We start from the raw sequence: 12,672 nt of genomic DNA, 5'->3' as shown, positions 1-12,672 counted from the left end.
CTCAGCCGGCCTCCCCCTGGTCGGTCATGCGCAGGATCGCGTCGGGAACCGGATAATCCCACGCGCCATATCGCTCGCGGATCACCGCCGCCATGGCGTGGAGTTCGGGCGAACGGTCGTCCTTGCGAAAGCTCATGATGATCGGCGAGGCCACCCGCTCGACCAGTTGGCGGTAACGGACGCCGTCGACCCGCGACCGGCGGACCGAGGCGGGGACGATGCAGAACCCCTCCCCCGCCGCAACCAGCCCGATCGCGATCTGCAACTCGCTGACCTCATGGGCGATCAGCGGGGTGACGCCCAGGTCGTGGAAGTGCCCGACCACCTGATCGGCATAGCTCGGGCGCGGCGCATTGGGGTAGAGGATCAGCGGGTCCGTCGCCAGCGCCGTCAACGACACCGGCCCGCCCGCCGCCAGCGGATGCGAGGCCGGGAGGGCCACGATCAGCGGCTCCTCGCGCAGCACCACGCGCGCCACGGCATCATCCTCGAACCGGATACGCCCGAAGCCGACATCGATCCGCCCTTCCTTCAGCGCGGCGATCTGCGACAGCGTACCGCCTTCGATCAGCGACAGGTCGACCGAGGGCATCGCCTCCCGATAGGCGCGGATGATCGCGGGCAGGCGCGAATAGATGGTGGAGGCGACGAAGCCGATCGCGAAGCGCCGCTTCTGCGACACCACGGCCTTCGCGATCATCGCATCCATATCGGCCATGCGGGCCAGGATGCTGATCGCCTGATCATAGACGAGATGGCCGATCGGCGTCAGCCGCAGCGGCTTGGCGGAGCGGTCGATCAGGGTCGCGCCGACCCGTTCCTCGATCTGCTGAATCTGGCGGCTAAGCGGCGGCTGGGCGATGTGGAGACGCTCGGCGGCGCGGGTGAAATTGCCTTCCTGCGCGACGGTCACGAAATAGCGCAGCTGCCTTATGTCCATCCTCTCGTCCTCTCCCAGGTCAGCGTGTCGACGGCACGTTATTCGCGATCCGCCAGCAGCGCTTCGGGCACCCCATAGCCCCAGTCGGTATATTTGCGCGCAATGATCCGCAGAAAGGCACGCAGTTCGGGCGAGGCGTCGCCGACCCGGTGGCTCATGATGATCGGCGAATGGGCGGGTTCGACCAGTTCGAGATAGCGCACATCCTCGGTCCGCGCCTTGCGCACCGACTCCGGGATCACCGCCACGCCTTCTTCCGCCGCGACCAGGCCGATGGCGATCTGCAACTCGCGCGCCTCGACGATACGGTCTGGGCTGAGGCCGTTGTCGTGGAACAGCGACAGGACCTGATCGGCATAGCTGGGGCGCGGCGCGCTAGGGTAGAGAACCAGCTTTTCGCGCGCCAGCGCCGACAGCGACACCGGCGCGCCGTCCCGCCCCAAAGCGCTTCCCATCGGCACCGCCGCGACGAGCGACTCGCGGCGAAGCACGGTGCGCCGCACCGCCGGGTCATCGAAACGAATACGCCCGAAACCGATATCGATCCGCCCTTCCTTCAGCGCCGCGATCTGGTCCAGCGTCGGGCTTTCGACCAGCGTCAGTTCGACATCGGGCATCTCCGCCCGGAACTCGCGGATCAGGGCGGGCAGGCGCGCATAGATGGTGGAAGCGACGAAACCGATGGTGAAGCGCCGCCGGTCGGTCGCGATCGCGGCGTCCATCATCGTCCGCATGTCGTCCACCCGCCTCAGCACCTGCACCGCCTGATCGTGGAACAACTGTCCCATCGGGGTCAGCGCGAGCGGGCGGCTGGTCCGGTCGATCAGCGTCGCGCCGACCTCCGCCTCCAGTTGCTGGATCGACCGGCTGAGCGGGGGCTGCGCCATATGCAGCCGCTCGGCCGCGCGGTTGAAATTCCGCTCGGCGGCGACGGTGACGAAGTAGCGAAGCTGCCGCAGATCCATAGGCCCATACTCTCCAAGTATCGCAAGCAGACCATAATGATCTTTGCGCGTCCAGAGCGGCAGACCTAATTTCAGGAAGAATATAGACGGAACTGGATAGGAAGAGGGCATGGCCACGATCGCCGAGGTCGATACCTATATCGTCGACATCCCGACGATCCGGCCGCATGTGCTCGCCATGGCGACCATGCACCACCAGTCGATCGTGCTGGTCCGGCTGCGCGATTCCGATGGAATCGAGGGGATCGGCGAAGGCACGACCATCGGCGGGCTCAGCTATGGCGAAGAGAGCCCGGAGGGCATCAAGCTCGCCATCGACACGTACATCGCCCCCGTTCTGAAAACCTGCGACGCGGCACAGGTCGGCGCGGCGATGACCCGGATCGCCAAAAGCGTCTTCGGCAACCATATCGCGAAATGCGCGGTGGAGACCGCCTTGCTCGACATGATGGGCAAGCGGCTGGGCGTGCCCGTCTCCGCGCTGATCGGCGGCGGCGCGGTCCGGGATCGGCTGCCGGTCGCCTGGACGCTGGCCAGCGGCGATACGGTCCGCGACATCGAGGAAGCCGAGCGGGTGCTGGCCGAGCGGCGGCACGACATCTTCAAGCTGAAGATCGGCAAGCGCGACGTGCGCGCCGATGTCGCCCATGTCGCCGCGATCAAGCGCGCGGTCGGCGACCGAGGCAGCGTGCGCGTCGACGTCAACCAGAATTGGAACGAGGCGCAGGCCGATCTGGGCATGAGGCTGCTGGAGGACGCGGGCGTCGATCTGGTCGAACAGCCCGTCGCCCGCCACGATCATGCCGCGATGGCCCGGCTGTCCGCCAAGCATGTCGTGCCGCTGATGGCCGATGAAGCGCTGCACGGCCCCAATGACGCCTTTGCCATTGCGGCGTGCGGCGGGGCCCGGGTGTTCGCGGTCAAGATCGCCCAGTCGGGCGGCCTGATCCCCGCCCATGCGGTGGCGACGATCGCGCAGGCGGGCGGCGTCGGGCTGTATGGCGGCACCATGCTGGAGGGCGGCGTGGGGACGGCGGCGTCGGCGCATCTCTGCGCCACCCTGCCCTCGCTAGCCTGGGGGACCGAGCTGTTCGGCCCGCTGCTGCTGACCGAGGACATCCTGGCCGAGCCGCTCCACTATGCCGATTTCCACCTGAACGTGCCGACCGGCCCTGGCCTTGGCATCGCATTGGACGAGGACCGCGTCGCCTTTTACCGCCGCGACCGTTGCTCCCCCACCCTTCATGTCGTCGCAGGGAGAGGCTGAACCATGTTGTTCCAGGTCGAAATGGACGTGAACATCCCGCTGGGCTTCGACGCCGAGGAAGCCGCCCGATTGAAGGCGGCAGAAAAGGCGCGGTTCCAAGAGCTGCAAAGTGCAGGGACCTGGCGGCATATCTGGCGGGTGGTCGGGCGCTACGCCAATGTCAGCATCTTCGATGTCGGCTCCAATAGCGAGCTGCACGACATATTGATGAGCCTGCCGCTTTATCCCTTCATGACGATCCGGGTGACGCCACTCTGTCGCCACCCCTCTTCGCTCCACGACGACGACCGCTGACGACCCGAACGACAAGACCGCCGACGAGCGGCCGGACAAACAGAATATAGGAGAGTGTGATGGACACCAGCTTCGTAAAGACCCCCGCCATCCAGGATCTGCTCGATCGCGTTGCGGGCACGGCCTCCGACAAGGGCGATCCGCGCGTCAAGGCGATCCTGCGCGATCTGGTGGAGTCGCTGATGGTGCTGATCGTCAAGCACGACATCAGCGAGAACGAGGTCTGGGGCGCGGTCAACTTCCTCCAGAAGGGCGCGGACGAGTTCGGGCTGCTGATGCCCGGCGTCGGCCTGGAGCATTTCCTCGACCTCTATCTGGACGCCAAGGATGCCGAGGCCGGCAAGAGCGGCGGCACGCCCCGCACCATCGAGGGGCCGCTCTATGTCGAGGGCGCGCCGCTGGTCGATAATGACGCCAACCTGACCGACGATCCCGACGATACCAGCACGCTCTACATGGCCGGACGGATCACCGGGCTGGACGGCGAGCCGGTGAGGAACGCGATCCTGCATGTCTGGCACGCCAATTCGAAGGGCTTCTATTCGCACTTCGACCCCACCCATGAGCAGACGCCGTTCAACAACCGCCGCCGTATCCGGGTGGCCGACGATGGCCGCTATGCGTTCCATTCCAAGATGCCGAACGGTTATAGCGTGCCGCCCGGCGGCGCCTCCGACCAGTTGATGCAGGTGCTCGGCCGCCACGGCAACCGCCCCGCCCATGTCCATTTCTTCATCGAGGCGCCCGGCTATCGCCAGCTCACCACCCAGATCAATTTCGGCGACGATCCCTTCGCCGCCGACGACTTCGCCTTCGGCACCCGCGAGGGGCTGCTGCCAGTGCCGAACCGCCAGGGCGACACCGCGCATATTGCCTTCGACTTCCAGTTGCAGCGCGCCGACGATGCCGAGGAGGAAGCCTTCTCGCACCGCGCCCGCCTTGCCGTCGCCTGATCTCGGGAGGACATGCCATGACCGACCTTCGCGAACGCCTCGCCACCGCCGTCGTCGACGATCCCGCCACCGGGGCCTTTCGATGCCGCCGGGACATGTTCACCGACCCCGACCTGTTCGAGCTGGAGATGAAGCACATCTTCGAGGGCAACTGGGTTTATCTGGCGCATGAAAGCCAGATTCCGGAGAATAACGACTATTTCACCACCCATATCGGTCGCCAGCCGATCATCATCACCCGCGACAAGACCGGCGCGTTGAACGCGGTCATCAACGCCTGCGCGCATCGCGGCGCAATGCTGTGCCGTCGCAAACATGGCAACAAGGGCAGCTTCACCTGCCAGTTCCATGGCTGGACCTTCAGCAATGCGGGCAAGCTGCTGAAGGTGAAGGACGGCAAGACCGGCGATTATCCCGCCGGATTCAACACCGAGGGGTCGCACGACCTGGCCCGCGTCGCCCGGTTCGAGAATTATCGCGGCTTCCTGTTCGGCAGCCTCAACGCCGATGTGCCGCCGCTGGAGGACTGGCTCGGCTCGACCCGCCTGATCATCGACCAGATGGTCGACCAGGCGCCCGAAGGGCTGGAGGTGCTGCGCGGCAACTCCTCCTATATCTATGACGGCAACTGGAAGCTGCAGATCGAAAATGGCGCTGATGGCTATCATGTCAGCGCGGTCCACTGGAATTATGCCGCGACCACCGGCCGTCGCAAGGAGGACTCGGTCAAGGCGGTCGACCCCGATGGCTGGTCGAAGAGCGTCGGCGGCGTCTATGCCTTCGAGCATGGCCATATCCTGCTCTGGACACGGCTGCTCAATCCCGAAGTGCGCCCCATCTACGCGCATCGCGAGGCGCTGGCGGCGCGGGTCGGGGAGGAGCGCGCGAAGCTGATCGTCGATCAGACCCGCAATCTGTGCCTCTATCCCAATGTCTATCTGATGGACCAGTTCTCGACCCAGATCCGCGTCGTCCGCCCCATCGCGGTCGATCGCACCGAAGTGACCATCTATTGCTTCGCGCCGAGGGGCGAGAGCGATGCCGACCGCGCGCTGCGCATCCGGCAATATGAGGATTTCTTCAACGTCAGCGGCATGGGCACGCCCGACGATCTGGAGGAATTCCGCTCCTGCCAGAAGGCCTATGAGGGCGCGGGCGAGCTGTGGAACGACCTCAGCCGCGGGGCGACCCACTGTGTCGCGGGGCCGGACGACAATGCGCGGGCGCTGGGCCTCGAACCCCTGCTCAGCGGCGGACGCAGCGAGGACGAGGGGCTGTTCGTCCGCCAGCATGAATATTGGGCACGAACGCTGATCGCCGCGCTCGACCGCGATGGCGGCGACAATGGTGGCGCCAGGCTGCGGCCGGTCGACCGGCTGGAGGTGGCGGCATGAGCCTGACCTATGACCGGCTCCTCGCCTTCCTCTATCGGGAGGCGCGGCTGCTCGACGACCGGGAATGGGACGAGTGGCTGGCCTGCTATGCCCCGCACGCGGTCTTCTGGATGCCCGCCTGGGACGATGACGACCGGATCGTCGAGGACCCGCAGCGTGAGATCTCGCTGATCTATTATCCCGATCGCGACGGGCTGGAGGACCGGGTCTTCCGCATCAAGACCGAGCGGTCGGGGGCGAGCATGCCCGAGCCGCGCACCAATCACGCCGTCTCGAACGTCGAGATTCTCGGCGAGACCGACGGGCAGATGCAGGTGCGGTTCAACTGGCACACGCTGAGCCACCGCTACAACGAGACGCTGAGCTTCTTCGGCACGTCCTTCTACACCATCGACGCGACGGGCGCGCAGCCGCTCATCACCCACAAGAAGGTCGTGCTCAAGAACGACTATATCCGCCAGGTGATCGACGTCTATCACGTCTGACGCCCGGCCCCCGGAGAGGATATCATGGGCCACCGTATCGCACTGAATTTCGAGGATGGGGCGACGCGCTTCATCACCTGCGACCCGGGCGAGACCGTGCTGGACGCCGCGTTCCGCCAGAAGATCAACCTGCCGATGGACTGTTCGGACGGCGTGTGCGGCACCTGCAAATGCCGCTGCGAGCAAGGCGTCTATGATCTAGGCGACGATTATATCGACGAGGCGCTGACCGCCGACGAGGCGGAGGAAGGGCTGGTCCTGACCTGCCAGATGCGCGTCTCGTCCGACTGCGTCGTCGCGGTGCCGGTGCCCTCCACCGCCTGCAAGGTGAAACCTGCCGTGCATGAAGGCGCGGTGGCGACGGTGGACCTGGTGTCGGACAGCACGATCCGCCTCACCCTGCGGCTGGACGATCCGGCCGCGCTTGGCTTCCTGCCCGGCCAATATGTGAATCTGGCGGTCCCCGGCACCGACCAGCACCGCGCCTATTCCTTCAGTTCCAAACCCGGCGCGGCGGAGGCCAGCTTCCTGATCCGCAACATGCCCGGCGGGCTGATGAGCGAATGGCTGACCTCCCAGGCGAAGCCCGGCGCACGCATGAGTTTCGTCGGACCGCAGGGCAGCTTCTTCCTGCGAGCGGTCGAGCGGCCGACGATCCTGCTGGCGGGCGGCACCGGGCTCGCCCCGATCCTGTCGATGCTGGAGGTGCTGGCCGACACGGGCACGGACCAGCCGCTCCACCTGATCTACGGCGTGACCCGCGACGGCGACATGGTCGAGATCGCACGGATCGAGGCACTGGCGGCGCGACTCCCCTCGCTGAGCTGGACCATGTGCGTCGCCGATCCGCAGAGCGCGCATCCGCTGAAGGGCTATGTCACCGATCACCTGACCGATGCGCATCTGAACGCAGGCGACTGCGACATCTATCTGTGCGGGCCACCGCCAATGGTCGAGGCGGTGCGCGTCTTCCTGCGCGACAAGGGCGTCGAGCCGAAGCATTTCCATTACGAGAAATTCGCGCCCAGCGAAGCGCCGGTCGCGGTGGCGGCATGACCTTCGCCGGACGTTTCCGCGACAAGGTCATGGTGGTGACGGGGGCCGCCCAGGGCATCGGGCGCGGCGTAGCGTTGCGCGCCGCCGCCGAGGGGGCCGCCGTCCTGCTGGTCGACCGCGCCGAGTTCGTGGCCGACGTGGCGGAGGAAGCGGGCGGGGCGGCGGCGTTCTTCGTCTGCGACCTCGAAACCCATGACGGCGCGGCCGCCGCGATGGCGGCGGCGGTGGTGGCTTTTGGTCGGATCGACATCCTGGTCAACAATGTCGGCGGCGCGATCCGGATGCGCCCTTTCGCCGCGTTCGAGCCCGAGCAGATCGAGGCGGAAATCCGCCGTTCGCTGATGCCGACACTCTGGGGTTGTCACGCCGTCCTCCCGATCATGCTGCGCCAGGGCGGCGGCACGATCGTCAACGTGTCCTCCAACGCGACGCGCGGCATAAGGCGCGTACCCTATTCGGCGGCGAAGGGCGGGATCAACGCCCTCACCCAGAGCCTGGCGATGGAATATGGCGACCAGGGCATCCGCGTCGTCGCGACCGCGCCCGGCGGCACGCTGGCCCCGCCGCGCGCCGTGCCGCGCAACCCGGAGGGCGACAACGCGCGCGAACAGGCCTGGATGGCCGAGGCGGTGGAGCAGGTCACCACCTCCACCTTCCTGGGGCGCTATGCCACGCTGGACGAGCAGATCGCGCCCATCCTCTTCCTGGCCTCTGACGAGGCTTCCTACATTACCGGCTCGGTCCTGCCCGTGGCCGGTGGCGATCTGGGCTGACTGGAGCGATATGAAAAGCAAGATTTACCCCTCACCCGCTGCTGCGCTCGACGGGTTGCTGTTCGACGGCATGACGATCATGTCGGGCGGTTTTGGGCTGTCGGGCAATCCCGAAAGCCTGATCCCCGAAGTGCGCAAGAGCGGGGTGAAGGGGCTGACGGTCATCTCCAACAATGCCGGGGCGGACGGCTTCGGGCTGTGGATGCTGCTGGAAAGCCGCCAGGTCGCCAGGATGATCTCCAGCTATGTCGGGGATAACAAGCTGTTCGAGCAGCAATATCTGTCGGGCGAACTGGAGCTGGAACTGAACCCGCAAGGCACGCTGGCCGAGCGCATCCGCGCAGGCGGGGCGGGCATCCCGGCCTTCTACACACGGACCGGCGTGGGCACGGTGGTGGCCGAGGGCAAGCCGGTCGAGACGTTCGACGGCCAGGACTATGTCCGCGAGACCTGGCTGCGCGCCGACCTGTCGATCATCAAGGCGTGGAAGGCCGATCCGGCGGGGAACCTGATGTTCCGCAAGACCGCGCGCAACTTCAACCCGAACATGGCGACCGCGGGCAAGGTGACGGTGGTCGAGGTCGAGGAAATCGTCGAGGCGGGCGCGCTCGACCCGGATCATGTCCACACGCCGGGCATCTATGTCGACCGCATCGTGCTCAGCACGATCAACGAGAAGCGGATCGAGAAGCTGACGACGCGCGCCCGGGAGACGGCGGCATGAGCTGGACCCGCGACGAAATGGCGGCGCGCGCCGCGCGTGAGCTTCGGGACGGCTTCTACGTCAATCTGGGCATCGGCATTCCGACCCTGGTGGCCAACCATGTGCCCGAGGGCGTGAACGTGACGCTCCAGTCGGAGAATGGCCTGCTCGGCATCGGGCCCTTCCCGTACGAGGGCGAGGCGGATCCGGACCTGATCAATGCGGGCAAGCAGACGGTGACGACCCTGCCGACCTCCAGCTTCTTCTCCTCGGCCGACAGCTTCGCGATGATCCGGGGCGGCCATATCGACATGGCGGTGCTAGGCGCGATGGAGGTGTCGGCGGGCGGCGACATCGCCAACTGGACGATCCCCGGCAAGATGGTGAAGGGCATGGGCGGCGCGATGGACCTGGTCGCGGGCGTCAAGCGCATCGTCGTCGTGATGGACCATGCCAGCAAGGCGGGCAGCCCGAAGATCCTGCCCGAATGCACCCTGCCGCTGACCGGCAAGGCCTGTGTCGACCTGATCGTCACCGACCTGTGCGTCATGGCCTGCGACAAGCCGGGGCTGCGCCTGATCGAACTGGCGCCCGGCGTCACGCTGGAGGAGGTGCGCACCAAGACCGCCGCGCCGTTCGCCGCGGATATACTGGAAGGCGTCGCCTGATGCCGTTCGTGACATCCGACGGTGCAGCCCTCTATTGGAAGGTCGAGGGCGAAGCGGATCGGCCGCGACTGGTGCTGCTCAACTCGATCGGCACCGACATGGACCTGTGGAGCCCGGTCCTGCCGCTGTTGCGCGAACATGTCGCCCTGCTCAGGATCGACACGCGTGGGCATGGCGCTTCGGACGCGCCGCCGGGCGATTATACCTTGGCCGGGCTGGCGCATGACGTCGCGGCGGTCATGAACGCGGCCGGATGGGATAGGGCCCAGGTGGCGGGCGTGTCGCTGGGCGGCATGATCGCGATGCAGATGGCACTGGACATGCCCGACCGGGTGACGGGCCTGATACCGATCTGCACCTCCGCCACGATGGACCGCGCCGCCTGGACCACGCGGGTCGACACGGTGCGTCGCGAGGGGCTGGCGGGGATCGTGGACCTTGCCATGTCGCGCTTCCTCTCCCCCGCCTTCATCGCCGAGCGGCCCGGCCATGCCGCGACGATCCGGCGCGGGCTGCTCATGATGCGGGCCGAAGGCTATGCCGGATGCGCCGCCGCGATCCGTGACATGGCGCTGACCGATCGGCTGGCCCGGATCGCCTGTCCGACGCTGGTGATCTCGGGCGAGCGCGATACCTCGACACCCTATGCCGGGCATGGCGAGCATCTGGTCGCGGCCATTCCCGGCGCACGGCATATCGCCCTCCCCGCCGCCCATCTCGCGCCGCTCGAAGCGCCCGATGCGCTGGCCGACGCCATCCTGAATCACTGGAGTTGACCCCATGACCGCCGCTTTCCTCTGCGACGCCGTTCGGACCCCGATCGGGCGGCTGAACGGCGCGCTGGCCGATATCCGCGCCGACGACCTCGCCGCCGTGCCGATCCGCGCACTGGTCGAGCGCAACGCGAATGTCGACTGGGGCGCGGTGGACGATACCATCCTGGGTTGCGCCAACCAGGCGGGCGAGGACAATCGCAACGTCGCGCGCATGGCCGTGCTGCTCGCGGGATTGCCAGAGGTGGTGCCCGGCACGACGGTCAACCGTCTGTGCGGCTCGGGCCTCAACGCGGTCGGCTGCGCCGCGCAGGCGATCCGCTCGGGGGATGCCGAGCTGGTCATCGCCGGCGGCGTCGAGAGCATGACCCGCGCCCCCTATGTCATGGGCAAGGCCGCCTCCCCGTTCGACCGCGCGCAGCGGATCGAGGACACCACACTCGGCTGGCGCTTCGTCAACCCGGCGATGAGGGCGGCGTACGGTGTCGACACCATGCCGCAGACGGGCGAAAATGTCGCCGAGCAATGGCGCATCTCGCGCGAGGATCAGGACCGCTTCGCCCTGGCCAGCCAGCAGAAAGCCGCCGCCGCCATCGCCAGCGGCCGGATGGCGGCCGAGATCGTGCCCGTCACCATTCCCCAGAAAAAGGGCGAGCCGCGCATCGTCACGCAGGACGAACATCCCCGCGCCACCAGCCTGGACGCCCTGGCCCGGCTGAAACCCGTCGTCCACCCCGACGGCACCGTGACGGCGGGCAACGCCTCCGGCCTGAACGACGGGGCGGCCGCGATGATCGTCGCGTCCGAAGCGGCGGCGGGACGGCACGGCCTGACACCGCGCGCGCGCATCCTCGGCATGGCCGCCGCCGGGATCGCGCCTCGCATCATGGGCGTCGGTCCGATCGAAGCGGCTCGCAAACTGTCCCGCCTGACCGGCGTCGCGCTCGACGATGTCGACGTGATCGAACTCAACGAAGCCTTTGCCAGCCAGGCGATCGCGACGCTCCGCGATTTGGGACTGGCCCAGGACGACCCGCGCGTAAACCGCAACGGTGGGGCCATCGCGCTGGGGCATCCGCTGGGCATGTCGGGCGCGCGCATCGTCATGACCGCCGTCGAGGAATTGCACCGGACGCGGGGGCGCTACGCGCTCGCCTTCATGTGCATCGGCGTGGGCCAGGGCATCGCCTTGATGGTGGAGCGGGTCTGACGCCAGGGACGGGCGGGGGCATGGCGCCCCCTGCCCTCTTTCCCATCAGGCGGGCAGCCGCAGGATAGGCTTGATCGTCACGCCGCTTTCGCTGTCCGCGACCGCTTGGTTGATGTCGGCGAAGTCGTAGAACTTCACCAGCCGATCGAAGGGAAACCGCCCCTGGGCGTGGAGCGCGATCAGCTCGGGGATGAAGACCTGCGGCACGACATCGCCCTCCACGATGCCCAGGATACGCTTGCCGGGCACCATGACCATGTTCACGTCGAAGCTCGCCTCGGTGCCCAGCCTGGGCGCGCCGACGATGCCGCACCTGCCCATGATGGTCAGCGCGTCGATCGCCTGACGCAGCACCTCGGGCCGACCGCTGCTCTCCAGCGTGAAGTCCGCGCCGCCGCCGGTGATCTCGCGGATTGCTTCCACCGCATCGGTCTCGCGGCTGTTGACCACATGCGTGGCCCCCAATTCCTTGGCGAGGTCCAACCGACTGGGCGTCACGTCGACGGCGATGATCCGGGTCGCACCCGCGACGCGCGCGGCCATGATCGCGCTGAGCCCGACCGCGCCCGAACCGAAGGCGGCGAAGCTGGCCCCCGAGGGCACCTTCAGCGCGCGCAGCACCGCGCCCGCGCCGGTCTGAATACCGCAGCCGAGCGGCCCGAGCAGTTCGAGCGGCGCATCCTTGGCGACCTTCACGATGTTGCGCTCCTGCGCCATCGCAAAACTGCCGAACGAGGACTGGCCGAAGAAATGATCGTGCAGCGCCCCGCCATGCGCATCGCAGGTCGCGGTCGAGCCGTCCTTGCGCCCGCCACCGAAATTCAGCGCGAAGAAATCGCCGCAATGCGCCGGATGACCGGTCAGGCACGGACCGCAGACCCCGCACGAGGCGAAGCTGAGCACAACATGGTCGCCCGGCTCGACGGCGGTCACGCCCGGGCCCACCGCCTCGACCACGCCCGCACCTTCATGGCCGAGCACGGCGGGCAGTGGCACCGGATAATATTGGTCCCGCACGATGATGTCGGTGTGGCACACCCCCACCGCGACGATCCGGACGAGCACCTCGCCCCCTTGCGGAGCGGCGATCTTCGCTTCCTCGATGGCGAAGGGTGCGCCCTGGCCACGAACCACGGCGGCGGTGATGCTGCGCATGTCAGTCATTTCTCATCTCCTGCATCATCTTATGTC

General features: G+C 67.1%; 14 protein-coding genes. 11 read left to right on the top strand and 3 right to left on the bottom strand.

Going from position 1 to position 12,672, the window contains the following annotated elements; genetic code table 11:
* Nucleotide 1: 1 nt before the first annotated feature.
* On the bottom strand, nucleotides 2-940 hold the full coding sequence (locus OXQ33_RS04755) for a LysR family transcriptional regulator (RefSeq protein WP_267433546.1): 939 nt from the start codon (nucleotides 938-940) through the stop codon (nucleotides 2-4).
* A 38-nt stretch (nucleotides 941-978) separates the two neighbouring features.
* Nucleotides 979-1,905, bottom strand: a complete 927-nt coding sequence (locus tag OXQ33_RS04750) for a LysR family transcriptional regulator (protein WP_267433545.1) — start codon at nucleotides 1,903-1,905, stop codon at nucleotides 979-981.
* Between the two features lie 109 nt (nucleotides 1,906-2,014).
* Between OXQ33_RS04750 and OXQ33_RS04745 the strand changes: the two genes are divergently transcribed.
* The 11 genes from OXQ33_RS04745 to pcaF are packed head-to-tail and all read left to right on the top strand — an operon-like array spanning nucleotide 2,015 to nucleotide 11,481.
* Nucleotides 2,015-3,172 (top strand): muconate/chloromuconate family cycloisomerase, encoded by a 1,158-nt coding sequence (locus tag OXQ33_RS04745; protein ID WP_267433544.1) that lies wholly within the window; start codon nucleotides 2,015-2,017, stop codon nucleotides 3,170-3,172.
* 3 nt (nucleotides 3,173-3,175) lie between these two features.
* Nucleotides 3,176-3,466 (top strand): muconolactone Delta-isomerase, encoded by a 291-nt coding sequence (catC, locus tag OXQ33_RS04740; protein WP_267433543.1) that lies wholly within the window; start codon nucleotides 3,176-3,178, stop codon nucleotides 3,464-3,466.
* 59 nt (nucleotides 3,467-3,525) lie between these two features.
* Nucleotides 3,526-4,419 carry a dioxygenase gene (locus OXQ33_RS04735; protein ID WP_267433542.1) on the top strand — a complete coding sequence of 298 codons (894 nt, stop codon included), beginning with the start codon at nucleotides 3,526-3,528 and terminating at the stop codon, nucleotides 4,417-4,419.
* A gap of 17 nt (nucleotides 4,420-4,436) precedes the next feature.
* Nucleotides 4,437-5,813 carry a Rieske 2Fe-2S domain-containing protein gene (locus tag OXQ33_RS04730; protein WP_267433541.1) on the top strand — a complete coding sequence of 459 codons (1,377 nt, stop codon included), beginning with the start codon at nucleotides 4,437-4,439 and terminating at the stop codon, nucleotides 5,811-5,813.
* A complete protein-coding gene (gene benB / locus OXQ33_RS04725) occupies nucleotides 5,810-6,298 on the top strand; it encodes a benzoate 1,2-dioxygenase small subunit (protein WP_267433540.1) in 489 nt (162 codons plus the stop codon). The genes OXQ33_RS04730 and benB overlap by 4 nt, the downstream gene beginning before the upstream one ends.
* A 24-nt stretch (nucleotides 6,299-6,322) precedes the next feature.
* The gene (gene benC / locus OXQ33_RS04720; RefSeq protein WP_267433539.1) at nucleotides 6,323-7,354 is read left to right on the top strand and encodes a benzoate 1,2-dioxygenase electron transfer component BenC; all 1,032 of its coding nucleotides are present in this window, start codon (nucleotides 6,323-6,325) and stop codon (nucleotides 7,352-7,354) included.
* Complete coding sequence (benD, locus tag OXQ33_RS04715; RefSeq protein ID WP_267433538.1) at nucleotides 7,351-8,127, top strand: benzoate diol dehydrogenase BenD; 777 nt, start codon at nucleotides 7,351-7,353, stop codon at nucleotides 8,125-8,127. Before benC ends, benD begins: the two co-directional genes overlap by 4 nt.
* Nucleotides 8,128-8,137: 10 nt before the next feature.
* Complete coding sequence (locus OXQ33_RS04710; RefSeq protein ID WP_267433537.1) at nucleotides 8,138-8,851, top strand: CoA transferase subunit A; 714 nt, start codon at nucleotides 8,138-8,140, stop codon at nucleotides 8,849-8,851.
* The gene (locus OXQ33_RS04705; RefSeq protein ID WP_267433536.1) at nucleotides 8,848-9,498 is read left to right on the top strand and encodes a 3-oxoacid CoA-transferase subunit B; all 651 of its coding nucleotides are present in this window, start codon (nucleotides 8,848-8,850) and stop codon (nucleotides 9,496-9,498) included. The genes OXQ33_RS04710 and OXQ33_RS04705 overlap by 4 nt, the downstream gene beginning before the upstream one ends.
* The gene (pcaD, locus tag OXQ33_RS04700) at nucleotides 9,498-10,274 is read left to right on the top strand and encodes a 3-oxoadipate enol-lactonase (RefSeq protein ID WP_267433535.1); all 777 of its coding nucleotides are present in this window, start codon (nucleotides 9,498-9,500) and stop codon (nucleotides 10,272-10,274) included. Before OXQ33_RS04705 ends, pcaD begins: the two co-directional genes overlap by 1 nt.
* Before the next feature lie 4 nt (nucleotides 10,275-10,278).
* Complete coding sequence (pcaF, locus tag OXQ33_RS04695; RefSeq protein WP_267433534.1) at nucleotides 10,279-11,481, top strand: 3-oxoadipyl-CoA thiolase; 1,203 nt, start codon at nucleotides 10,279-10,281, stop codon at nucleotides 11,479-11,481.
* Nucleotides 11,482-11,526: 45 nt separating this feature from the next.
* Here pcaF and OXQ33_RS04690 read toward each other — a convergent pair whose 3' ends face one another.
* Nucleotides 11,527-12,645: an NAD(P)-dependent alcohol dehydrogenase gene (locus OXQ33_RS04690; RefSeq protein ID WP_267433533.1), complete on the bottom strand. Its 1,119-nt coding sequence runs from the start codon at nucleotides 12,643-12,645 to the stop codon at nucleotides 11,527-11,529.
* Between the last annotated feature and the right edge of the window lie 27 nt (nucleotides 12,646-12,672).

The sequence above is a fragment of the Sphingomonas sp. GM_Shp_1 genome, from assembly GCF_026540895.1.
Lineage (GTDB): Bacteria > Pseudomonadota > Alphaproteobacteria > Sphingomonadales > Sphingomonadaceae > Sphingomonas.
The sequence above is the reverse complement of the archived record's forward strand: the minus strand, read 5'-3'. Positions and strand labels throughout refer to the sequence as shown.

Coding starts and splice junctions, on each gene's coding strand:
- OXQ33_RS04755 (WP_267433546.1), bottom strand. CDS start 940: ATGGACATAAGGCAGCTGCGCTATTTCGTGACCGTCGCGCAGGAAGGC.
- OXQ33_RS04750 (WP_267433545.1), bottom strand. CDS start 1,905: ATGGATCTGCGGCAGCTTCGCTACTTCGTCACCGTCGCCGCCGAGCGG.
- OXQ33_RS04745 (WP_267433544.1), top strand. CDS start 2,015: ATGGCCACGATCGCCGAGGTCGATACCTATATCGTCGACATCCCGACG.
- catC (WP_267433543.1), top strand. CDS start 3,176: ATGTTGTTCCAGGTCGAAATGGACGTGAACATCCCGCTGGGCTTCGAC.
- OXQ33_RS04735 (WP_267433542.1), top strand. CDS start 3,526: ATGGACACCAGCTTCGTAAAGACCCCCGCCATCCAGGATCTGCTCGAT.
- OXQ33_RS04730 (WP_267433541.1), top strand. CDS start 4,437: ATGACCGACCTTCGCGAACGCCTCGCCACCGCCGTCGTCGACGATCCC.
- benB (WP_267433540.1), top strand. CDS start 5,810: ATGAGCCTGACCTATGACCGGCTCCTCGCCTTCCTCTATCGGGAGGCG.
- benC (WP_267433539.1), top strand. CDS start 6,323: ATGGGCCACCGTATCGCACTGAATTTCGAGGATGGGGCGACGCGCTTC.
- benD (WP_267433538.1), top strand. CDS start 7,351: ATGACCTTCGCCGGACGTTTCCGCGACAAGGTCATGGTGGTGACGGGG.
- OXQ33_RS04710 (WP_267433537.1), top strand. CDS start 8,138: ATGAAAAGCAAGATTTACCCCTCACCCGCTGCTGCGCTCGACGGGTTG.
- OXQ33_RS04705 (WP_267433536.1), top strand. CDS start 8,848: ATGAGCTGGACCCGCGACGAAATGGCGGCGCGCGCCGCGCGTGAGCTT.
- pcaD (WP_267433535.1), top strand. CDS start 9,498: ATGCCGTTCGTGACATCCGACGGTGCAGCCCTCTATTGGAAGGTCGAG.
- pcaF (WP_267433534.1), top strand. CDS start 10,279: ATGACCGCCGCTTTCCTCTGCGACGCCGTTCGGACCCCGATCGGGCGG.
- OXQ33_RS04690 (WP_267433533.1), bottom strand. CDS start 12,645: ATGACTGACATGCGCAGCATCACCGCCGCCGTGGTTCGTGGCCAGGGC.